20 protein-coding genes are annotated in these 19,789 nt (G+C 69.1%); 9 read left to right on the top strand and 11 right to left on the bottom strand.

Features of this window, described 5'->3' with window-relative positions; translation table 11 throughout:
- The first annotated feature begins 119 nt into the window (after window positions 1-119).
- On the top strand, window positions 120-2,126 hold the full coding sequence (locus tag EDC64_RS04345) for an acyltransferase family protein (RefSeq protein ID WP_132030042.1): 2,007 nt from the start codon (window positions 120-122) through the stop codon (window positions 2,124-2,126).
- A 12-nt stretch (window positions 2,127-2,138) separates the two neighbouring features.
- Here EDC64_RS04345 and EDC64_RS04340 read toward each other — a convergent pair whose 3' ends face one another.
- From EDC64_RS04340 to secB, 3 genes are all read right to left on the bottom strand, one after another.
- The gene (locus tag EDC64_RS04340) at window positions 2,139-3,833 is read right to left on the bottom strand and encodes an acyl-CoA dehydrogenase family protein (RefSeq protein WP_132030041.1); all 1,695 of its coding nucleotides are present in this window, start codon (window positions 3,831-3,833) and stop codon (window positions 2,139-2,141) included.
- A gap of 138 nt (window positions 3,834-3,971) precedes the next feature.
- Complete coding sequence (locus tag EDC64_RS04335; protein WP_132030040.1) at window positions 3,972-4,601, bottom strand: hypothetical protein; 630 nt, start codon at window positions 4,599-4,601, stop codon at window positions 3,972-3,974.
- On the bottom strand, window positions 4,598-5,080 hold the full coding sequence (gene secB, locus EDC64_RS04330; protein WP_132030039.1) for a protein-export chaperone SecB: 483 nt from the start codon (window positions 5,078-5,080) through the stop codon (window positions 4,598-4,600). The genes EDC64_RS04335 and secB overlap by 4 nt, the downstream gene beginning before the upstream one ends.
- 104 nt (window positions 5,081-5,184) lie before the next feature.
- On the opposite strand from secB, the gene EDC64_RS04325 reads away from it, so the two are divergent.
- Window positions 5,185-5,400, top strand: coding sequence for a DUF1674 domain-containing protein (locus EDC64_RS04325; RefSeq protein ID WP_132030038.1), 216 nt, complete (start codon window positions 5,185-5,187; stop codon window positions 5,398-5,400).
- A gap of 16 nt (window positions 5,401-5,416) precedes the next feature.
- Here EDC64_RS04325 and EDC64_RS04320 read toward each other — a convergent pair whose 3' ends face one another.
- Window positions 5,417-6,223, bottom strand: coding sequence for an undecaprenyl-diphosphate phosphatase (locus tag EDC64_RS04320; RefSeq protein ID WP_132030037.1), 807 nt, complete (start codon window positions 6,221-6,223; stop codon window positions 5,417-5,419).
- 227 nt (window positions 6,224-6,450) lie between these two features.
- On the opposite strand from EDC64_RS04320, the gene EDC64_RS04315 reads away from it, so the two are divergent.
- The 3 genes from EDC64_RS04315 to EDC64_RS04305 are packed head-to-tail and all read left to right on the top strand — an operon-like array spanning window position 6,451 to window position 9,214.
- Window positions 6,451-7,140: a glutathione S-transferase family protein gene (locus tag EDC64_RS04315; protein ID WP_132030036.1), complete on the top strand. Its 690-nt coding sequence runs from the start codon at window positions 6,451-6,453 to the stop codon at window positions 7,138-7,140.
- Between the two features lie 17 nt (window positions 7,141-7,157).
- Window positions 7,158-8,327, top strand: coding sequence for a tRNA epoxyqueuosine(34) reductase QueG (gene queG / locus EDC64_RS04310; protein WP_420808944.1), 1,170 nt, complete (start codon window positions 7,158-7,160; stop codon window positions 8,325-8,327).
- Window positions 8,324-9,214 carry an SDR family oxidoreductase gene (locus tag EDC64_RS04305; RefSeq protein WP_132030035.1) on the top strand — a complete coding sequence of 297 codons (891 nt, stop codon included), beginning with the start codon at window positions 8,324-8,326 and terminating at the stop codon, window positions 9,212-9,214. Before queG ends, EDC64_RS04305 begins: the two co-directional genes overlap by 4 nt.
- Here the strand turns inward: EDC64_RS04305 and EDC64_RS04300 are convergent.
- The 3 genes from EDC64_RS04300 to hpt are packed head-to-tail and all read right to left on the bottom strand — an operon-like array spanning window position 9,169 to window position 12,367.
- Window positions 9,169-10,488: an SGNH/GDSL hydrolase family protein gene (locus EDC64_RS04300; protein ID WP_132030034.1), complete on the bottom strand. Its 1,320-nt coding sequence runs from the start codon at window positions 10,486-10,488 to the stop codon at window positions 9,169-9,171. The two genes, EDC64_RS04305 and EDC64_RS04300, sit on opposite strands and share 46 nt — an antisense overlap.
- 4 nt (window positions 10,489-10,492) lie before the next feature.
- Window positions 10,493-11,815, bottom strand: a complete 1,323-nt coding sequence (locus EDC64_RS04295) for a hypothetical protein (protein ID WP_132030033.1) — start codon at window positions 11,813-11,815, stop codon at window positions 10,493-10,495.
- Between the two features lie 15 nt (window positions 11,816-11,830).
- Window positions 11,831-12,367: a hypoxanthine phosphoribosyltransferase gene (gene hpt, locus EDC64_RS04290; protein ID WP_132030032.1), complete on the bottom strand. Its 537-nt coding sequence runs from the start codon at window positions 12,365-12,367 to the stop codon at window positions 11,831-11,833.
- A 339-nt stretch (window positions 12,368-12,706) separates the two neighbouring features.
- On the opposite strand from hpt, the gene EDC64_RS04285 reads away from it, so the two are divergent.
- A complete protein-coding gene (locus tag EDC64_RS04285) occupies window positions 12,707-14,629 on the top strand; it encodes an ATP-dependent helicase (protein ID WP_165933634.1) in 1,923 nt (640 codons plus the stop codon).
- 6 nt (window positions 14,630-14,635) lie between these two features.
- Window positions 14,636-15,094 (top strand): hypothetical protein, encoded by a 459-nt coding sequence (locus tag EDC64_RS04280; RefSeq protein WP_132030030.1) that lies wholly within the window; start codon window positions 14,636-14,638, stop codon window positions 15,092-15,094.
- Between the two features lie 182 nt (window positions 15,095-15,276).
- Here EDC64_RS04280 and EDC64_RS04275 read toward each other — a convergent pair whose 3' ends face one another.
- The 4 genes from EDC64_RS04275 to EDC64_RS04260 form a co-directional block, all read right to left on the bottom strand.
- Entirely contained in the window at window positions 15,277-15,816 is a 540-nt protein-coding gene (locus EDC64_RS04275; protein WP_245504533.1) for a DoxX family protein, read from the bottom strand.
- Window positions 15,817-16,339: 523 nt separating this feature from the next.
- Window positions 16,340-17,080 (bottom strand): HvfC/BufC N-terminal domain-containing protein, encoded by a 741-nt coding sequence (locus tag EDC64_RS04270; RefSeq protein ID WP_132030029.1) that lies wholly within the window; start codon window positions 17,078-17,080, stop codon window positions 16,340-16,342.
- A gap of 3 nt (window positions 17,081-17,083) precedes the next feature.
- Window positions 17,084-17,944 carry an MNIO family bufferin maturase gene (gene bufB, locus EDC64_RS04265; protein WP_132030028.1) on the bottom strand — a complete coding sequence of 287 codons (861 nt, stop codon included), beginning with the start codon at window positions 17,942-17,944 and terminating at the stop codon, window positions 17,084-17,086.
- 51 nt (window positions 17,945-17,995) lie between these two features.
- Window positions 17,996-18,283: a BufA1 family periplasmic bufferin-type metallophore gene (locus EDC64_RS04260; RefSeq protein ID WP_132030027.1), complete on the bottom strand. Its 288-nt coding sequence runs from the start codon at window positions 18,281-18,283 to the stop codon at window positions 17,996-17,998.
- Between the two features lie 190 nt (window positions 18,284-18,473).
- Between EDC64_RS04260 and EDC64_RS04255 the strand changes: the two genes are divergently transcribed.
- Window positions 18,474-19,037, top strand: coding sequence for a sigma-70 family RNA polymerase sigma factor (locus tag EDC64_RS04255; RefSeq protein WP_132030026.1), 564 nt, complete (start codon window positions 18,474-18,476; stop codon window positions 19,035-19,037).
- Window positions 19,034-19,669, top strand: a complete 636-nt coding sequence (locus EDC64_RS04250; RefSeq protein ID WP_132030025.1) for an NrsF family protein — start codon at window positions 19,034-19,036, stop codon at window positions 19,667-19,669. The genes EDC64_RS04255 and EDC64_RS04250 overlap by 4 nt, the downstream gene beginning before the upstream one ends.
- Window positions 19,670-19,789: the final 120 nt, after the last annotated feature.

Below are 19,789 nucleotides of genomic sequence, written 5' to 3'. Positions count from 1 at the left end.
GGCCCGGTGGCGCGCGGACCAGCCCGGCGCGCAGACTTTCCGGCCCCTTGCGTTGTTTGATCAACCTCCGCCGACTGGATAAGGTCCGCGTCGTTTGATTGGGCGGGGCCGCGGCGCGCATGGGTCATGGGGAGTACAGGCCGGACATCGACGGTATTCGCGCACTCGCCGTGCTCCTCGTCCTCTTCTTTCACGCCGGCTTTCCGCCGACCGGCGGGTTCATCGGCGTCGACGTCTTCTTCGTCATTTCCGGCTATCTGATCACCGACATCATCCTGCGCGAAGCGCGCGACGACCGATTCTCGTTTCTCGGCTTCTATGCCCGGCGGGTGCGCCGGATCGTTCCCGCGCTCCTGGTGGTGATCGCCGCGACTTTGGCAGGGGGCGCGCTCATTCTCCTGCCGGGCGCCTTCGCGGTGACGGCGGAGAGCGGCGCCTTTGCCGCGCTCGGCCTCTCCAACTTCTTCTTCTTCCGCAATACCGACTATTTCGACGGGCCGGCGGACCTGATGCCGCTGCTCCACACCTGGTCGCTCGGCGTCGAGGAGCAATTCTACCTCGTCTGGCCGCTTCTGCTGGTCGGCGCCGTGCGACTGTCGCGCCGGTTTCCGAGGGCTCTGGCCGCGCTGTTCGCGCTGCTCGTCGCGGCCAGCCTCGCGCTCGCGATCTACAAGGTTTCGCAGGGGGCGAAGAGCGCCTTCTACCAGCCGTTCGGACGCGCCTGGGAATTTGCCGCCGGCGGCGCCCTGGTTCTGGCGCGCGACCGGCTGGTGGCCATGCCGCGCGTTTTGGCCGAGGCGCTGAAACTGGCCGGCCTCGCCGCGATCCTGATCCCGGCCTTCCGCCTGACCTCCACGAGCCCCTTTCCGGGGACGAATGCGATCGCCCCGGTGGTCGGGACGGCGCTCCTGATCCTGCCGACGGCGGCGCCGACCCTGGTCGCCCGCGTCCTGGCGTGCCAGCCCTTTCCCTTCATCGGCAAGATCTCCTATTCGCTCTATCTCTGGCATTGGCCGGTCCTGGCGCTGCTGCGCCATTATGTGAACGGCGAGCCGCTCACGGCCGCACAGGCCGGCGGGGCGCTCGCGGTCTCGGTCGTGCTGGCCTGGCTCTCCTGGCGGTTCGTCGAGCAGCCCTTCCGCCGCGGACGCCTGCCGGCCGCCCGGGTGGTGCTCACCGGCGCCGCGGCAACCGCCTCGGTCGCGGTAATCGGGTTCGCCATCCACATGTCGGAGGGGATGCCGGGGCGGATGTCGCGGGAACTCGCGGATCTCGGGTCCCTCGACCGCACCTGGAACGTGCCCTGCACGCAACGGATCGCGCTGTTTCCGAATTCGACGCTCTGCGTCGTCGGCGCCGACTGGCGCAGCGCGCGCACGCGCGCCCTGATCTGGGGCGACAGCCATGCCGAGCATCTGATGCCGGCGCTCGATGCCGCGGGGCGGGAGACCGGCACCGCCATCGCCCTGCTGCGCGCCTGCCCCGCCATCTTCTCACAGGACGGGCTGCGGCGACTCCCACTCGGCCTGCCGCCGGCCTGCCAGGAAATCTATGCCGCGACGCTCGCCATGCTGAAGGCCTCGCCCGACATCACGCTCGTCATCCTCGCCTCGGCCTGGAATGCGATGCCGGATGCGATCTTCAAGGAGGGGGGATGGCCGACCGGCCATGCCGACGGCCTCGTCCTGATGGCGGAGGAGTTGCGGCGGGTCGCCGACACGTTCGCCGCGCCCGGCCGCTCGGTGGTCCTGGTCGCCGACACGCCCTATTGGAAGACCGACCCGATCCCCTGCTTCGCCGCGCGTGACGGCGCCCTCGTGCGCGCGCCGTGCGTGCGCGACCTCGGCCGGATCGGGCCGGAGGAGCGCAACCCCCGCCATGCCGAGGTCGATGCCGTGTTCCGCGCGCTGAAGGGCAAGCGGGACGATGTGGTCGTCCTGGTCCCCACCGACACCTTATGCGACGCGACCAGCTGCCCGGCGCGGCTCGATGGGGAATTCCTCTATATGGATCAGGACCATTACCGGAAGAATCTCGGTCCCGGGGCCCGGGCGCTGCTGGCCGAGAAGCTCGGCTTCACCGCCTTGTTCCGCGCCTTCGACGGCAAGACCGCCGCCGTGCGGTGAGACCAAGAGGGCTCAGTTGCGGGCGCCCTCCAGAAGCCGGCGGGCGATCACCTGGGCCTGAATTTCCGCCGCGCCCTCGAAAATGTTGAGGATGCGGGCGTCGCACAGGAGGCGCGACACCGGATATTCCAGCGCGAAGCCGTTGCCGCCATGGATCTGGAGGGCATTGTCCGCCGCCGCCCAGGCGACGCGGGCGCCGAGCAGCTTGGACATGCCCGCTTCGAGGTCGGTCCGCCGGCCCTCATCCTTGGCGCGGGCGGCGAAATAGGTGATCTGGCGGGCGATCGCGATCTCCACCGCCATCATGACGATCTTGTCGGCGACGCGCGGGAAGGCGATCAACGGCTTGCCGAACTGGATCCGCTCCTCGGCATAACGCAGCCCCACCTCCATCGCCGCCTGGGCGACGCCCACCGCGCGGGCGGCGGTCTGAATGCGCGCCGCCTCGAACGTGTTCATCAATTGCTTGAAGCCCTGGCCCTCGACCCCGCCGAGCAATTGCTCCGCCGGGACTTCGAAGCCGTCGAAGCCGATCTCGTATTCCTTCATGCCGCGATAGCCGAGCACCTCGATCTCGCCGCCGGTCATGCCCGCGGCGGGGAACGGCTCTTCGTCGGAGCCGCGCGGCTTCTCGGCGAGCAGCATGGACAGGCCCTTATAGCCGGGCTCGGCCGGGTCGGTGCGCACCAGGAGGGTCATCAGATCGGCGCGGACCGGATGGGTGATCCAGGTCTTGTTGCCGTTGACTTTATAGACCGCGCCGTCCTTCACCGCGCGGGTGCGCAGCGAGGCGAGGTCGGAGCCGGTATTGGGCTCGGTGAAGACCGCGGTCGGCAGGATCTCGCCGGAGGCGATCTTGGGCAGGTATTTTTCCTTCTGGGCGTCGGTGCCGCCGCCGAGGATCAATTCGGCCGCAATCTCCGACCGGGTGCCGAGCGAGCCGACGCCGATATAGCCGCGCGACAATTCCTCGGTGACGAGGCACATCGCCTCCTTGGGCAGGCCGAGACCGCCATATTCCTCCGGGATCGTCAGGCCGAACACGCCGAGATCGGCGAGGCCCTGGATGATCTCCATCGGAATATAGGCATTCTCCAGGTGCCATTCGTGGGCGTGGGGCGCCACTTCCGCCTCGACGAAGCGGCGGATCTCGCTGCGCATCGCCTCCATGGTCTCGTCGAGGCCGGCATCGCCGATCGTCGTGGCGCCGTGCGCCTCCCGGATCAAAGCGGCGAGGGCGGCGCGGGCGGCCGCCGTATTGCCGCCGCGCAGCAGCGCCGCCACCGCCGGCTCGCCCCGCACCGCGGCGAGGGTCTCGGGCGAAAGGAAAAGGTCCTCCAGCCGCACCGTCTCGCCCTGGCTCATCGGGATGCCGCCGAGGATCTGGGCGAGATATTCGCCGAGCCCGATCTGCACCAGCAGCCGTTCGGTGGCGCCGAAGCGCTCCATCTCGGCCATCCGATCGGCATAATGGACCAGTTCGCGGACGCCGAAGACATAGGTCGCCAGCCAGGCGAGGCCGTGGGTCGCGCGCTGCTCGGCATCGAGCAGAGCCGGCGAGAGACGCCCGCCTTCGCTCACCCGCGCCCGCACGGCGGAGGTCGCCTCCGCCAGCAGCTTCTCCAGAACGCTTCCGACCTCCCGCCCGAGGGCGACGGCGTCGAGGTGCTCATCCTCGACGGTACGGAGCACGGCGCTGGTGGACATCGTGACGGCCCTCTGGTTGTGCGGCGCGGAATTTTCCCAATCCTGACCCCGCGCGTGGCGCGGCGCAACGGGTTTCGTGCGGTGCGGGGCAATCTCGGTGCGGCGCGATATCGCGCGGCGGCGCAGGCGCGAAGGCCGCTATTCGGTCCAGCCGAGCGTCAGGCTCTCGACCCGGGGCGCGGCGGCCCGCATGGCGGGCGAAGCCGAGGAAAATTCGCGGTCGCCCGAAACCGCGCGCAGATCCTCCTCGCTCCCGTCGGGATCGGGCCTCAGGCGGACGCCGAAGATGCAGCCGCCCGGAATGCGCGACAGGGCGCCGCCGTTCCAGTCGACATAGCCGCCATAATCCCACTCGAAGCCGGTAATGGTGAAGGGGCGGCCGTTCAGCCTCTCGAGTTCGGCGAGGCTGGTGCCGATGCCCACGCTCCGGTCCGCGGCGACCGCGACGCGCCAGATGCTCTCGGCGCCGACGCGCACCATTTCCGGCCGACGCCGGGCCTTGTCGTCGTGCCAGACGATGTCGATGCGGCGGCGCGGATCGTCCGGGAACACGAGCGTTCCGGGGAGCGTGGTCCCCTCTGCCGCCGGGATCCGCCCCCGCTTCACATTCTTTGCGCCGAAGAGTTGGGCGAGGCCCGCGGCATCGGCGCTGCGGCCGATCGGCCCGCTGCAGGCGAGCAGCGGGGGCGGCTGCGCCGCGCCGGCGGTCGCAAACAGCGCAACGAGACAGAGCGCGGCCGCGACGACGCGGCTGCGCCCGGGTTTCACGCCTGGCCGGCGGTCGACAGGCGCTGCGCCTCGACGGCCATGCGCTGCTGATAGAGGGCGGCGAAGTCGACCGGATCGATCATCAAGGGCGGGAAGCCGCCGCCGCGCACCGCCTCGGCCACCACCTGGCGGGCGAACGGGAACAGCAGACGCGGGCATTCGATGAGCACCACCGGCTGCAGGCTCTGCTCGGGGATGTTGCGGACCCGGAAAATGCCGCCATAGACGAGGTCGAAGGCGAACAAGGTCGAGCCGGCGACGGTCGCGCTGCCGTCGATCTTCAGCTCGACCTCGAACTCTTCGTTCGGCAGCGGGCGGGCGTTCACATTGATCTGGATGTTGACGTCCGGCTGGCCGCCATGATTGCCGAGCGAGCGCGGCGCGTTGGGATTCTCGAAGGAGAGATCCTTGATATACTGCACCAGCACGTTGAGCGCGGGCGCCTTGCTGTCCGTGGGGCTGCCATTCTGCGTCGCCATGCGGGTCTCCTGCGTATAAACTGGGCGCGCCCCATGCGGGCCGGGGGTGCGCTAGCATGCCTGCGGAGCGCGGGCAAGGACGGGTGCGAGCGGAGAAGCAGCGGATGAGCGAGGATCAGGTTTTCGGGCGGGCGACGCTGGTGCCGGAGGAGCGCCCCTTGAGCGAGGCCGCCAAGCGCGCGCTCGCCGAGGCGGCCGAACGGCGCGCGGCCATCGATGCGGCCGCGGCGGCGATGCCGAAGGAACTCAACGGGCGCGGCGGCAAGGAGCCGGTCCGGTACGGCGACTGGGAAGTCGGCGGCATCGCCTCCGACTTCTGAAGGCGCCTCCGGCCGGTCAGCCGAACACCATCAGCCCGACGAGGCCCGCGACGCCGACGCCGATGCGCCACCAGCCGAACGGCGCATAGCCGTGGCGCGCGACGAAATCGAGCAGGCTGCGCACGACCAGCACCGCCGCGCAGAAGGCCGCGACGAACCCGATCGCGATCAGCAGCCCGTCATCGAGCGAGAGCGCCGCGTGGTTCTTGTACAGGTCGTAGGCGAACGCCCCGGCCATGGTGGGCAGCGCGAGGAAGAAGGAAAACTCCGCCGCCGCCCTTTTGTCGACCCCGAACAGCATCGCCCCGACGATGGTGCAGCCGGAGCGCGACATGCCCGGGATCATCGCCACGCACTGGCACAGGCCGATCTTGAGCGCCATCGAGAGCGGCAGGCCCATCGCATTGTTGTAGCGCGGCTCGGGCGCGACATGGTCGATGAACAGCAGGACGATGCCGCCGATGATCAAGGTGCAGCAGATCAGAAGCGGGCTCTCGAACAGCACGGTCTTGATGAAGCCGTGGGCGAGCGCGCCGATCAAAGCCGCCGGCAGGAAGGCGACGAGGACGCCGATCACGAACCGCCGCGCGCCGGGGCTCGACGGCAGCAGCAGCGCGATCCGCAGGAAGCGCTGGAAATACACGGTCAGGATCGCCAGCACGGCGCCGAGCTGGATCAGGACCTCGAAGGTTTTTCCGGTGCTTTCGAATCGCAGGAAGTGCGCGGCCAGAAGCAGATGGCCCGTCGACGAGACGGGAATGAACTCGGTGAGCCCTTCCAGAATGCCGAGGAGCAGGGCTTCGAGCATGGTGCCGAGGGTCATGTGTCCGTCCGAATGCGGGATCAGGCCCCGACCGGGGCGGGCGCATCCTGCGGCGTCGGGCCGGGCCGCGCAATCGCGCCGTCCGGCCGCCCACAAATTGCCCAAGGGAGAGCCGATGGCTTTGGTTCACCATGTGGCGGCATTGCCACAGCCGTCCGCGACATCCGTCTTGCGGCACCGCAAGAACATCTCTAGACCGGAAGCGCCGGAGCGGCCATTTCCCCCATATGCATCTGCATCATCATCCCTTCTGCCCCCACTCGCGGTTCATCCGCCTGGTTCTCGCCGAATACGGCATCGAGCCGGACCTGGTCGAACAGCGCGTCTGGGAGCGCCGTCCAGACTTCCTCGCCCTCAACCCGGCGGGCGAGACGCCGGTGATCGTCGAGCAACAGGCGCCCTCCGTGCCCGGCGCGGCGATCATTGCGGAATATCTCGACGAAACGCGCGGCCTCGCGCTCGGCGACCGGCGCCTGCTGCCGAACGGCCCGGCCGAGCGGGTCGAGGTGCGCCGCCTGATGGCCTGGTTCAACGACAAGATGTTCCTGGAAGTCACGGACCATCTGGTCCGGGAGCGGATCTACAAGCGCTATATGAAGGCGGACCAGGGCGGCGGGCCGCCCGACGCCACGGTGCTGCGCGCGGCGCGCACGAATATCCGCTATCATCTGAAATATATCGGTTGGCTTGCAAAGGCGCGGAACTGGCTGGCCGGCGAGCGGATGAGTCATGCCGACCTCGCCGCCGCCGCCCATCTCTCCGTCGCCGATTATCTGGGCGATGTGCCGTGGGACGAGGACGAGGACGCGAAGGCCTGGTATGCGCGACTGAAGTCGCGGCCGACCTTTCGCGGCCTGCTGAACGACAGCATTCCGGGCATGCCGGCCTCGAAGACCTACGCGGATCTCGACTTCTGAGCCGGACGCCTCCGCCCGTGGCACCCGCAGCCGCGATCCCTCCGCCCTCTGATCTGCCCGGCCTCAAGGCCCGTTTCGCCACCCTCGCCGCCGCGGAAGGATTCGATGCGTTCGGGGTCGCCGACCCCGACGCCGCACCGGACGCCGGCCCGCGCCTCGCGGCCTGGATCGCCGCCCGGCGCCACGGCGAGATGGAGTGGATGGCGGACACCGAGGACCGCCGCGCCCATCCCCGCGCGCTGTGGCCGGACATCCGCGCCCTCATCATGCTCGGCTTCAATTACGGACCCGACGAGGACCCCCGCGCCGTCCTCGCCGCCCGCACCAAGGGGGCGATCTCGGTCTATGCGCGGGGCGAGGATTATCACGACCTCATCAAGGCCAAGCTGAAGCGGCTGGCGCGGGCGCTGCTCGCCGCGGCCGGCGCGGGCGACGTGAAGGTGTTCGTCGACACCGCGCCATTGATGGAGAAGCCGCTGGCGATGGCGGCCGGGCTCGGCTGGCAGGGCAAGCACACCAATCTCGTCTCGCGCGCCCGCGGCTCCTGGCTGTTCCTGGGCGCGATCGCGACCACGCTGCCGCTGCCGCCGGACGCGCCCGCCGCCGACCATTGCGGCGCCTGCCGCGCCTGTCTCGACGCCTGCCCGACGCGCGCCTTCCCGGCGCCCTACCAGATCGATGCGCGGCGCTGCGTGTCCTATCTCACCATCGAGCACAAGGGGCCGATCCCGCGCGATCTGCGGCCGCTGATGGGCAACCGGATCTATGGCTGCGACGACTGCCTCGCGGCCTGCCCCTGGAACAAATTCGCCCAAGAGGGGCGCGAGATGCGGCTCGCGGCGCGGGCGGAGAACCGCGCGCCGGATCTGTCCGACCTCGCCCGGCTGGACGAGGCGGGATTCCGCGCGCGCTTCGCCAAGAGCCCGATCAAGCGCACCGGGCGCGCCCGAATGGTGCGCAACGTGCTGATCGCCATGGGCAATTCCGGTGAGCCGGGGTTTGCCGCCGAGGCCGAGGCGCGGCTCGTCGACGAGGATCCCCTGGTGCGGGGCGCCGCGGTCTGGGCCGTGTCGCGGCTCGTTCCGGCGCCGGCCTTCGCCGCGCTCGCGGCGCGCCATGTCGGAGCGGAGACCGATCCGGACGTCGCGGAGGAATGGCGCGTGGCCGGCGTGCAGGCGGCGGCATGACGGCGCTTCTGGCGGTGGGTCTCGGCTATTGCGGGCGCCATCTCCTGGCCCGGCCCGGCCAGCCGTTCGACCCTGTCGTCGGCACGCGGCGCAGCGCCGAGGCGGCGCAGGCGCTGGCCGGGCTGTCGCGGCCCGGCTGCCGCGTGACCGGACTGCGCTTCGACGGCGAGACGGCTGATCCCGCGCTGGTGGCGGCGATCGCCGACGCCGACACCCTGCTCCTCTCCGCGCCGCCCGGCGCCGCGGGCGATCCGCTGCGCGCGACCGCGGGCGACGCCCTGCGGGCGAGCCGCCGGCTTTCCCAGGTGATCTATCTCACCACGCTCGGTGTCTATGGCGATCATGGCGGGGCCTGGGTCGACGAGACCACGGTGCCGCGTCCCGGTTCGGACCGGCTGCGGCGGCGGCTCGCAGCCGAGGCAGACTGGCAGCGGTTCGGCGCCGAATTGGGGATCCCGGTCGCGATCCTGCGCCTTGCGGGGATCTACGGGCCGGGCCGCAGCGCTTTGGTTCAGCTCAAGGCCGGCGAGGCACGGCGCATCGACAAGCCGGGCCAGGTGTTCAACCGGATCCATGTCGACGACATCGCCGCCAGCATTCTGGCCGTGGTGGCGCAGCGCTTCGACGGCATCGTCAACGTCACGGACGACCTCCCCGCCCCGCCCGGCGATCCCGTTTTGTTCGCCGCCGGCCTGCTCGGCCTGGAGCCGCCGCCGGCTGTGCCCTTCGCGGAGGCCGCCCGCACCATGAGCCCGATGGCCCTGACCTTCTGGGCCGGCAACAAGCGGGTGCGCAACGACGTGCTGAAGACGCGGCTCGGCGTGTCGCTCGCCTTTCCGACCTATCGGGAGGGGCTCGCCGCGCTCGCGGAGGAAGCCGGGCAATAGTCCGGATGCGCCTTCAGGAAGCCGAGGAGCGCCTGGGCCGCCCAGAGATGGCCGTCCGGATTCCAATGCATGTCGGCGGGAAAGGCGGAGGCGAAGGGGCTCCTGCCGCGGCTGACATTGTAATCGTACATGTCGATGATGGGGATATTCCGCGCCGCCGCGAGCGCCTCGAGGCGCTTGTAGCGCCGGTCGGCGGGCTGGTCGTCATAGCGCATGTTCTCGGTCGACACGATCACCAGCTTCGCCCCGTCGCGCCGGGCGCGGGCCACGAACTGGTCGAGGGCGAAGCCGGTAAAGGCCAGTCCCTCCTCGAAGATCGGCGGCATTTTCTCCCAGGTGAAGGGCATGTCGACGGCGGTCGTGGCATCGACCGGATTGTCGTTGTCGGGGAGATTTCCCGAAAAACCGGCGAGCAGCGCGGCATTGCCCGGGCGGGCGGCGAGGGCGTCGCGGCGCGCGGTATTGGCCGCGATCTGGTTGAAGCCGTACAGCCAGGTGGTGAATTTCGGCAGCACCATCTGAAGCTTGGTGTAGATCCAGGCATAGAAATAGGAATGGGTGCGCAGGAAGGCGTTGGCGCGCTGGACCAAACCGTCGCCCGGCGCGCTCGGGAACAGGTGGGCGCGCCAGCCGTCATTGTCGACCGGCAGCATTGCGATCGTCCCGTCGGCGGCGCGCCGCGCGAAGGGGCGGGGCGGATGCTCCGGATCGAAACCCGAGCGGATCGCCTCCAGCAGCGCCGTATTGTTGGCGAAATCGTTCATGACGAAGACCAGGACGATGACGTTCGGCCTGTATTTTGCAGCATAAAAATCGTAGAAGGGCAGTTGATTGAGCTGGCCGGTGGCGGCAAACCCGAACGCCGCGGCGGAAATCGGCACGTTCGGCAAGTCCTTCGGCGCCAGTTCCATCAAGCGGGTCTGCATCTTCTGCGCGATCACCACTTCGCGGGCATCGACGAAGCTGTCGCCGACGAAGGCGATGCGGCATTTGTCCTTCACGGTGTCGAAGGGCGGAACGGGCAGATCGAGGAAGCCGTCGGGATTGCTTTTCTGGACGGTCCAGAAATCGAGCTGGTTGGTGTAACGCTGCTCGGTATCCGGCGCATAGAGAAAGCCGAGGTCGCGCACGAAGCGGGTCGGCTGGTCGCTCAGGAGAAACGGCCGCGTCATGCGGAAATAGATTTCGCCGCCCGCAAAGAAGAGGCCCGCGATAAAGCCCGTGACCAGCAGGCTGATCACGCTGTCGCGCAGCACCGCACCGAACGCCCGCATGAGATCAGCTTCCTTTTTCCGCAAGGGGCGCGCACAGGGCCGGGTGCGCCGCGATGTAATCGAGCAGCGCCTGCGCGGCCCAGGCATGGCCCGCGGCGCTCCAATGCATGTCGTGCGGGAACGACGCCGCGCGCGGGTCGTGGCCGTGCGCGCGGAGATACTCATACAGATCGAGGACCGGGATGCCACGCGCATCCGCAAGCGATTTCAAGCGCTTGAAGCGCAATTCGTCGGGCGGTTCGCCGAGCCGCAGGCTCTCGGTGGCGAGGATGAGGAGGTGGGCGCCGTCGCGTTGGGCGCGGGCGAGGAACTGGTCGAGGGCGAAGCCGGTGAAGGCCAAAGCCTCTTCGAACGCGCCGGGCAGGACCGGCCAGGAGAAGGGCTCGTCCACCGCCAGCGCCGCCCCGCCCCGCACGGCGACGCTGGCGACCGCCTTCGGATCCGCCGCGTGGCCGGAGAAGCCCTTGAGAAGGTTCGCATAGTCCGGCCGGGCGGCGAGCGCGTCGCGGCGCTTCGCCTGTTCCTCGTAAAGGTCGAAGCCGTAGAGCGCGGCGGCGGTGCGCGGCGCCAGAAGCGACAGTTTGGTGAACGCCCAGGTGTAGAAATAAGAGTGCGTTCTCAACCACATATGGACGCGCGGGAGGAAGGCGCCGGAGGGCGTGGAATTGAACAGATGGGCGGCCCAGTCGGGATGCGGGGGCAGGATCTCGATCGCCCCGGCTGCGGTCCGGCGGGCATAGGGGCGGGCGGGGAAGGCCGGGTCGAAGCCCGAGCGGATCGCCTCCAGCAGCGCCGAATTGTTCGCGAAATCGTTCATAACGAAGACCAGAACAACGACATTCGGGCGGTAATTCCGGGCGTAGAGATCGTAGAACGGCAGCTGGTTCAATTGCCCCGTCGCCTGGAAGCCGAACGCCCCCACCGCGAGCCGCCGGCCGCCCAAACGGGCCGGCGCGCCTTCCTCCATCCGGGTCTGGACCTTCTCGGAGATCGGCACCTGCACCGCCTCGACGAAGCTGTCGCCGATCAGCGCGATCCGGCAGGCATCGGCATCGGCGGGAAGGGTCGGCGGGGCGGCGGCGAGGAAGCCGGCGGCATTGGCGCGCTGGCGGGTCCAGTAATCGAGCTGGTTGGTGAACAGATTCTCGGTGTCCGGGGCGTAGAGGAAGCCGAGGCCGGGGACATAAGCGAGGCGGTCGGTGTTCAGCAGGAAGGGGTGGACGGCGCGGAAATAGGCCTCCCCGCCCAGAGCCAGCAGAGCGACGAGCCCGGCGGTCACCGCCAGACTGAGGGCGGCGTCGCGCGCGCCGGAGAGAAACCGCCCCATCGCCCCGCCGCGCCGTCAGTCCAGCCCCTCGACCACCCCGATGAAGGGCAGCTGGCGGAAGGCGTGGGCGACGTCCATGCCGTAGCCGACGACGAAATGGTCCGGGCATTCGAAGCCGACGAAATCCGCCTCGATCTGCACCGCCCGCTTGCCGGGCTTTTCCAGCAGCACGCAGACCAGCACCCGCCGGGCGCCGCGCGCCACCAGCAGATCCTTGGCGAAAGCGAGGGTGCGGCCGGATTCGAGGATGTCGTCGATCAGCAGCACGTCGCGGTCGCGCACCTCGCTCTCGACATCGCGCAGGATCGCGACCTGGCCGGAGGAGACCGTGGCGTCGCGATAGGAGGACAGATGCAGAAACTCCACCTCCGGCGCCTGGCCGGAGGCGTGGAGCGCGCGGATCAGATCGGCGGCGAACACGAACGAGCCCTTCAGCACGGCGAGGACCAGCAGCCGGTCCGGCCGCGCCGCGGCGATCTCGTCCGCCAGCTCGCGGTTGCGCGCGGCGATGCGGTTTTCGTCGAACAGGACTTTGACAGGCGGCAGATCCATGAGCCCTCGCGTTTTGCGCGGCAGAATGGACCGGCGCAAGCGCGGCGTCCAGTTGGGGGGGGGGAGGGGGGACCCTTAGCTGCCCCTTGAGTGGGCTCTCAGAGACGTCCGCTTTGCGCCCCATACTGGCCGTTCGCCGCTACCTTATGCGGTCACAAAAGCGGCCATTGACTACTCCGCACTCCGAAGACGGAGGTCAGGTGCGAATCCTGTCGGATTCGACACCCCTCCTCAATATCTCATGGTCAAATTGGGCCTGTCGAAGGAGCTTCCCGCACTGCGCGGTGCATGCGCGCGCGAACCCTGATAGGTAAAGGAAAGCTACCCTGGGGGGAACGGATGGCTTGGGATACTGGGCTAGATAAGAGCAGCGTCGCGTACGCCATCGCCGCGGCGCCCGAGCATCGTGTGCGAGTTATCGCCGGGCCGGGCACAGGTAAGTCCTTCGCCATGAAGCGGCGCGTGGCAAAGCTGCTCGAATCAGCGATCGTACCCAAGGAAGTGCTCGCCGTGACGTTCACCCGCGTCGCGGCCGAAGACCTTCACCGCGAGCTTCAGAAGCTCGGCGTCCCCGGGTGCGAGGACCTTGAAGGTCAGACCCTCCACAGTCTCGCAATGCGCATACTGTCTCGGAAGCACGTCCTGGAGGCGGTGGGCCGCGTTCCCCGGCCGCTGAACACCTTCGAGACCAAGGCCATGATCTGCGACCTCGCGGGCGAAAACGGCGGCAAGCGCAAGGTCAAGAAGATGATCCAGGGCTACACGGCAGCGTGGGCCCAGAGCCAAGGCGATGAACCCGGTTTCGCCAAGGACGAGGCCGAGAAGCAGTTTCAGGCCGACCTGCTCGACTGGCTCGACTTCCACGAAGGCATGTTGATCGGCGAGCTCATCCCGTACCTCGTGCGCTACCTAAAGGACAATCCCGCGGCGGCCGAGCACAAGGAGTTCAAGCATCTCCTCGTCGACGAGTTTCAGGACCTCAACAAGGCGGAGCAGACGGCAATCGCCTACCTCGGCGCGGCGGCCGAGGTCTGCATCGTCGGCGACGACGATCAGTCGATCTACAGCTTCAAGAACGCCCACCCAGACGGCATCCGGGAATGGAAGGGCATCCATCCGGGCTGCGCCGACTTGGAGATGGCCGACTGTCATCGCTGCCCGACAACTGTCGTCGAGATGGCGAACGCCCTCATCGCCGTGAACAAGAACCGTACGCCTCGTGCGCTCAACGCGCTCGCGAGCAAGGGGCCGGGCGAGGTCGTAATCGTGCAGGTCCCCTACCTCCACAATGAGGCGGAGTGGATAAAAAACAAGATCGAGGGGCTGCTCGGAGCGGGCGTCCACCCGAGCGAGATAATCATCCTCGTCCAGCGCGCGGTCGCTGCGAAGCCGATCCTCCAAGCGCTGCGCGTGGCCGAGATACCGGCCAAGTCTTACTACGAGGAGAGCCAACTCGACTCCGAGACCGCGCAGATGCGGTTCGCGCTGTTCAAGCTGTTCCTCGATAACGAGGACAGGGTTGCCCTGCGCTACCTGCTGGGCTCGGACGTCGATGACTTCCGGTGCAAGCCCTACGCGCGCGTCCGGAAGTATTGTGAGGGCTCCGGCGATAGCCCCTGGCAGGCGATGAACAAGTTGGCCGACGATGCGCTCACCCTCGCCCACACAAAACCGCTGGTGGCCCGCTTCAAGCTGCTCACCGAGGCGCTGGCGGAACTGGACGCAGTCAAGGCCGACGTGCAGGCCTTCATCGACGAGCTACTGCCGGACGGAAATGAGGACCTCGCCGAGCTCCGGGCGCTCGCGCTGGCTCAGATGGAGGGCGCGGAGACGCCCGCTGATCTGCTCACCGGCATGATGCAGGAGATCACCCAGCCCGACATCCCGCCAACGGTCGAGGAGGTCCGGCTGATGAGCCTCCACAAGAGCAAGGGACTGAGCTCGCCCTACGTTTTCGTTGCCGGATGCGTCGAGGGCATCCTACCCCCTGCGTTTGACCCCGAATGGTCGAAAGACGAGAAGGACGCGGCGCTCGAAGAGGCGCGGCGGCTGTTCTACGTCGGCATTACGCGCGTGAAGGCGGACCCGGAGAACGGGCGACCGGGGAGTCTATTCATCAGCTACCCACAGCAGATGACCATCAAGGATGCCTACGGCGCGAACGTGGCGTTCAAGACCCAGTCGGGAGCGATGGCGAACCTGCTGCCCAGCAGGTTCCTGAACGAGCTCGGCCCGACCGCGCCCAAGGCGGTCGCGGGGTAGCGCGGCGTGGCGACCCGTAACGAGCTGTACGCCAAGTTCGGCATCACCGCGGAGGCCGCGCAGTTGTTCGAGACCGAGCTCGGCACGCTTTTGCTTTGCGCCCGGGGCCTGGAGAGCGGCTGGCACGTCGTCCCCGATGGCGCGAGTGGGCGCGACCTGTTGCGCGATATCGACCGGAGCACACTCGGCGGACTCTTGACCAAACTCAAACGGCACGTCGAGATCGACGACGATCTGTCTGCCCGGTTCGCGTCGGCGCTGGCCGCGCGGAACCGGCTGAACCACGGCTTCTACGAACGCCATAATTTCAAGATTCAGACCGACGAGGGGCGCGACGTGATGATGGCAGACCTCGAAGCTCTTCACGAGGAGCTCTTTACGGCTTGGCAGTTGGCTGGGGCGATGACCTCACTCGCTTCGGAGGTCATTATGCGGGAGCGAGAACGGGGCAATCAAACAGCATAAGGGCTCGCGTCCGCCGACTTCGCCTGGCACGGCTCGCATCATAATAACGATACGTCTGCTTTCGCGTTTGCTTGTCCGAAAGCCGTCAGCCCGCTCCCGGCCCCATACCGGACGTTCAGACCCGCACTTGGCAAGGTCTATTCCTTGCCCACAGCGAAATCGCCCACCACAACCGCCCCCCCTCACCGCACCCCCCGCCCGATCCACGCGTCGAGCGAGAGCGCCCCGGGGCCGCGGGCGAGGAGGAGGAGGAGGCAGGTGGCCCAGACGCCGTGGGTCGGCCAGGCATCGGGATAGACGAAGACCTGGATCACAAAAATCATGCCGAGCAGCGCGCCCGCCGCGACGCGGGTGGCGAGGCCGAGCACGAGCAGGATCGGGAAAGCGTGCTCCGCCGCCGCGGCGAGATGGGCGGCCAGCCAGGGATCGAGCAGCGGCAGGCGATATTCCTCCTGGAACAGCGCCACCGCGCCCTCGGTCACCCGCCAGCCCTCGACCTTGGTCGCGCCCGACTGCCAGAACACCGCCGCCGGGAAGATCCGCGCGCACAGCGCCAGCAGCGCGTACGGGATGGCATCGAGCGCGCCGGTGACGCGCCGCCACGCCGCGGCGGCGCGCGCCAGCGGGGTGGAGGGGGCCGGGCCATCGGCTGGCGTCGGGCCGGGGGGCATGGTGGGGGTCATGGTGGGGGTCATGTTGGGGCTCTTGGTGTGCGGGCTCATGGCGGGGCTCCTGGTGCGCAGGCGGGGGCCTGAGGGATCGGGGTGCGGGTTCGGGACCTTGGGATTCGGGACCTGGGGATTCGGGACCTAAGAACTTGGGACCTGAGGACTTGGGACCTGAGGACTTGGGACCTGAGGACTTGGGACCTGAGGACTTGGGACCTGAGGACTTGGGACCTGAGAGCCCGTTTGGAAAATGCCCAACGATCGCAGGCCCGCGCGCTTTGCCCAGCCTCGCTTGCCCCCTCCCAACCCTCCCCCGCAAGCGGGAGAGGGCTTTCTCCGCCTGGATTTCGAAGCGTGTCACTGCGGCCAGCGTGACAGGCCCCTCTCCCGCTTGCGGGGGAGGGATGGGGAGGGGGAAGGACGCAACCCACGAATTTCCAAACGGGCTCTCAGAACTTGGGACTTGAGAACTTGGGACTTGAGAACCTGGGACTTGAGAACTTGGAACCTGAAGGCGCGGGACCTGAAGGCGCGGGACCCGGGGGTCCGGGCCTGGGGACGCGCGGGGCGCCGACACTCAAAGCACGGCGGCGCCGGGCGGCAGAAAGCCGATGGCGAGCGCGCCGCCGACGAGGTCGGCGAGCGCTGCGGGAAGGTCGAGATCGTCGGCCGCCGCCGCCGCGGCGCCGAGCGGATGACCGGCGCCGAGCGCGGCGAGAAAGGTCGCCGTGCCGCAGGCGATCGGCCGGGTCACGACATCGAAGCCCGGGCGGTCGACCAGAAGGGCCTGGGGCGTCCAGTCCTCCACCCCGGCCGCCGCGCCGGTCGCGGCCGCCATTATGTCGGCGATCGGATGGACCGAGCGGATGAGCGCGACCGCCGGGTGCAAAGCGAGCCGCAGGTCGCCGAGCGCGTCCGGTGGCAGCGCGGCGAAGGCCGACGCGGCGAGCCGCGGCGTGTCGGCGGCGTGATAGGCGCGGGTGCGCGCCGCCTCGACCGCCGCGATGTCGGCGAGATAAGGCAGGTCCGCGGCCGGCGGGAAATCGGCGAGAAAGCCCGGCAGCGCGTCGCCGAACTGCGCGAGCACCGGGCTCGCGGGCGGGTGGGCGCGGATGAAGTCCCGCGCCAGGGCGCCGAAAAAGTCCGCCCCGACCAGAGCGCGCACCGCCGGAAAGCGGGTCTCCAGCGCGCCGATCAGGCCGACGGCGACATTGTTGCGGTAGATCGCGAAGCGCCGCACCGCCGGGCCGGCGAGCCCGGGCGGCGGGGCGCCGTCTTCGGCGTGGAGCGCGGCGGCGAAGGCGGCGAGCCCGGCCATGGCTCAGGCCGCCCGGCTGTGCGCGGGCGCGGCCAGCACCGCTCCGGCGCGCGCCGCCTGCGCCCGCAATACCGGCCAGTCCGGCACGTCATTGTCCCATTCGATCAGGCTCGGCAGCGGCCCGGTGCGCGCGATCACCTCGGCGAACAGCGTCCAGACCGGATCGGCGACCGCGCTGCCATGGGCGTCGATCAGAACCGGCGCGCCGGTCTCGTCGGCATCGGCATCGTGCCCGCCGAGATGGATCTCGCCCACCGCCTCGAGCGGGAATTCAGCGAGATAGGCGCGCGGATCGGTGCCGTGATTGACCGCGGAGACGAAGACATTGTTGACGTCGAGCAGCAGCCCGCAGCCGGTGCGCGCGACGATCGCGTGCAGGAAATCGACCTCGGCGAGCGTGCTCTCGGCGAAGCGGACATAGGTCGAGGGGTTTTCCAGGAGCATGCGGCGGCCGAGCGTGTCCTGCACCTGCGCGACATGGTCGGCGACCCGCGCCAGGGTCCGCGCGGTATAAGGCAGCGGCAGCAGATCGTTGAAGAATTCGCCGGAATGGGTCGACCAGGCGAGATGCTCGGAAAAGCTCTCGGGGGCGTAGCGGTCGAGCAGGGTGCGCAGCCGGCCGAGATGGGCGGCATCGAGCGGCGCCTCGCCGCCGATCGACAGGCCGACGCCATGGACCGAGAGCGCGAAGCGCGACCTTAAGGCGGCGAGCTGGGCGTGCGGCCGGCCGCCCGCGCCCATATAATTCTCGGCATGGATTTCGAGAAAGGCGAGCGGGGCGTCCGCATCGGCGGCGAGCGCGTCGAAATGCTCGGGCTTGAAGCCGACGCCGGGGCCGGCGGGAAGGGTAGGGACAGCGGGCATGGCAACCTCCTGACAGGGGAGGGAGGGCGCGCGGGGCGCCCTCCCCGGCGCTCACATCGGCTGGAGCTGGCCCATGCCCTTCGGGGTCTTGATCGTCTCGCAGGTGCCCTTGGCGACGTATTTCCACGCCTTGGTGTCGTAATTCACCTTGGAGCTGCCGGCGCAGGTGGTGCCGGCGCCCGCGGCGCAGTCATTCTTGCCGGCGAGCGAGATGCCGTAGCACTTGTCCATCGTCGGCTGCGCGGCGACCGGGCCGGCGGACGCGCTGGCGACCATGCCGAGGGCGGCGACGAGCGAGCCGGCGAGCAGGCTGGCGGTGAATTGGGTCTTGGTGGTCATGGGAAATTCTCCGAAAAGGGTCGGGCCGTCGACCGGAAGCCCGGCCGTGCCATTCCCTTCTTCGGCGGCAGGGCGCATTGCGTTACGCCGCCGGGCGAAGAAATATGCGGCCGAAAAAAAACGCCCGACCGGCCGGTCGCGGCGTAACGATTGACGGGTAGCCGGCGAATTGACCTTCGGGAACGTGTCGATGGACGATCGGGAGCGGCGCTGGTCGCGCGACATGCAGGCCGCGCTCGGCGGCGACGGCGTGGCCTATGACCGGCTGCTGCGCGAGATCGCCCCGGCGATCCGCCGGGTGGTGCAGCGCCGCCTTTCGGCGCTCGGCGCGCCGGCTTCGGACTGTGAGGATATCGTGCAGGAGACCTTGCTGGCGGTGCATCTCAAGCGGCAGAGCTGGCGCAGCGGCGATCCGCTCTCCCCCTGGCTGTGGACCATCGCGCGCAACAAGATGATCGACCATCTGCGCCGGCGCGGCCGGCGGGTGGAGGTGCCGGTCGAGGATTTCGCCGATCTCCTGGCGGCGCCGGAGGAGCGCCCCGGCACCGAGGCCGAGGAGGTCGCCCGCCATCTCGCCCGGCTGCCGGACAAGCAGCGCGACGTGCTCCAGGCGGTGGCGGTCGAGGGCGCCTCGATCGGCGAGACGGCGGCGCGCCTGAAGATGACGCCGGGGGCGGTGCGCGTCGCGCTGCACCGCGCCTTCGCCAGCCTCTCGGCGCGACTGCGCAGCGACGCTACGGAGGAGCGGACATGAAGACGGAGGATCTGATCCGCGGCCTTTCGGCCGATGCGCGCCCCACCCACAGCCTGGAAAGCGGGCTCGGCCTCGCTTTGGCCGCCGGCGGCGCGGGCGCGCTGGTGCTGTTCGCGCTGCTGCTCTCGCTGCGCGCCGGCATGCCCGGCCTTCTCATGGAGCCGCGCATTCTGTTGAAATTCGCCGTCACCCTCTCGCTCGCGGGGGCCGCCGGCTGGACCGCGCTGCGCCTCGTGCGGCCGGGGGCGCGGCCGGCGGGGGCGGCGCGCCTGCTTCTGCTGCCGGCGGGGTTTTTGGCGCTCGGGGTGGCGGCGGAACTGGTCTTCACCCCGGCGACGCGCTGGCTGCCCGATCTGGTCGGGCATTATGCGCTCGCCTGCGCCATCCTGGTGCCGGTGATGTCGGCGCCGGTGCTCGCCGCCGCTCTGCTGGCGCTGCGCCGCGGCGCGCCGGACCGGCCGGCTGTGGCGGGAGCGGCGGCCGGCCTTCTCGCCGGCGGGATCGGCGCGACGCTCTACGCCTTCCACTGCATCGACGATTCCCCGCTCTTCCTCCTCGCCTGGTACGGCCTCGCTCTGACCCTCACCACCGCCACCGGCGCCCTGCTGGGGAGGGTGGTGTTGCGGTGGTAGGGGGGGGGTTCGGAACATACGCCTCTGACCGATTCCGTTGAAAAAGTCGGCCTGTGAGGCGTGCTGGCACGAAGCCGGATTTCGCCAGCGGACGCCTTCTCCGGTCATGCCGGGCTGATC

It is taken from the genome of Aquabacter spiritensis, from assembly GCF_004346185.1.
Lineage (GTDB): Bacteria > Pseudomonadota > Alphaproteobacteria > Rhizobiales > Xanthobacteraceae > Aquabacter > Aquabacter spiritensis.
Note: the sequence above shows the minus strand (reverse complement) of the source record. Positions and strands in the feature narration are given on the sequence as shown.

Coding starts and splice junctions, on each gene's coding strand:
- EDC64_RS04345 (WP_132030042.1), top strand. CDS start 120: ATGGGTCATGGGGAGTACAGGCCGGACATCGACGGTATTCGCGCACTC.
- EDC64_RS04340 (WP_132030041.1), bottom strand. CDS start 3,833: ATGTCCACCAGCGCCGTGCTCCGTACCGTCGAGGATGAGCACCTCGAC.
- secB (WP_132030039.1), bottom strand. CDS start 5,080: ATGGCGACGCAGAATGGCAGCCCCACGGACAGCAAGGCGCCCGCGCTC.
- EDC64_RS04325 (WP_132030038.1), top strand. CDS start 5,185: ATGAGCGAGGATCAGGTTTTCGGGCGGGCGACGCTGGTGCCGGAGGAG.
- EDC64_RS04320 (WP_132030037.1), bottom strand. CDS start 6,223: ATGACCCTCGGCACCATGCTCGAAGCCCTGCTCCTCGGCATTCTGGAA.
- EDC64_RS04315 (WP_132030036.1), top strand. CDS start 6,451: ATGCATCTGCATCATCATCCCTTCTGCCCCCACTCGCGGTTCATCCGC.
- EDC64_RS04305 (WP_132030035.1), top strand. CDS start 8,324: ATGACGGCGCTTCTGGCGGTGGGTCTCGGCTATTGCGGGCGCCATCTC.
- EDC64_RS04300 (WP_132030034.1), bottom strand. CDS start 10,488: ATGCGGGCGTTCGGTGCGGTGCTGCGCGACAGCGTGATCAGCCTGCTG.
- EDC64_RS04295 (WP_132030033.1), bottom strand. CDS start 11,815: ATGGGGCGGTTTCTCTCCGGCGCGCGCGACGCCGCCCTCAGTCTGGCG.
- hpt (WP_132030032.1), bottom strand. CDS start 12,367: ATGGATCTGCCGCCTGTCAAAGTCCTGTTCGACGAAAACCGCATCGCC.
- EDC64_RS04285 (WP_165933634.1), top strand. CDS start 12,707: ATGGCTTGGGATACTGGGCTAGATAAGAGCAGCGTCGCGTACGCCATC.
- EDC64_RS04275 (WP_245504533.1), bottom strand. CDS start 15,816: ATGAGCCCGCACACCAAGAGCCCCAACATGACCCCCACCATGACCCCC.
- EDC64_RS04270 (WP_132030029.1), bottom strand. CDS start 17,080: ATGGCCGGGCTCGCCGCCTTCGCCGCCGCGCTCCACGCCGAAGACGGC.
- bufB (WP_132030028.1), bottom strand. CDS start 17,944: ATGCCCGCTGTCCCTACCCTTCCCGCCGGCCCCGGCGTCGGCTTCAAG.
- EDC64_RS04260 (WP_132030027.1), bottom strand. CDS start 18,283: ATGACCACCAAGACCCAATTCACCGCCAGCCTGCTCGCCGGCTCGCTC.
- EDC64_RS04255 (WP_132030026.1), top strand. CDS start 18,474: ATGGACGATCGGGAGCGGCGCTGGTCGCGCGACATGCAGGCCGCGCTC.
- EDC64_RS04250 (WP_132030025.1), top strand. CDS start 19,034: ATGAAGACGGAGGATCTGATCCGCGGCCTTTCGGCCGATGCGCGCCCC.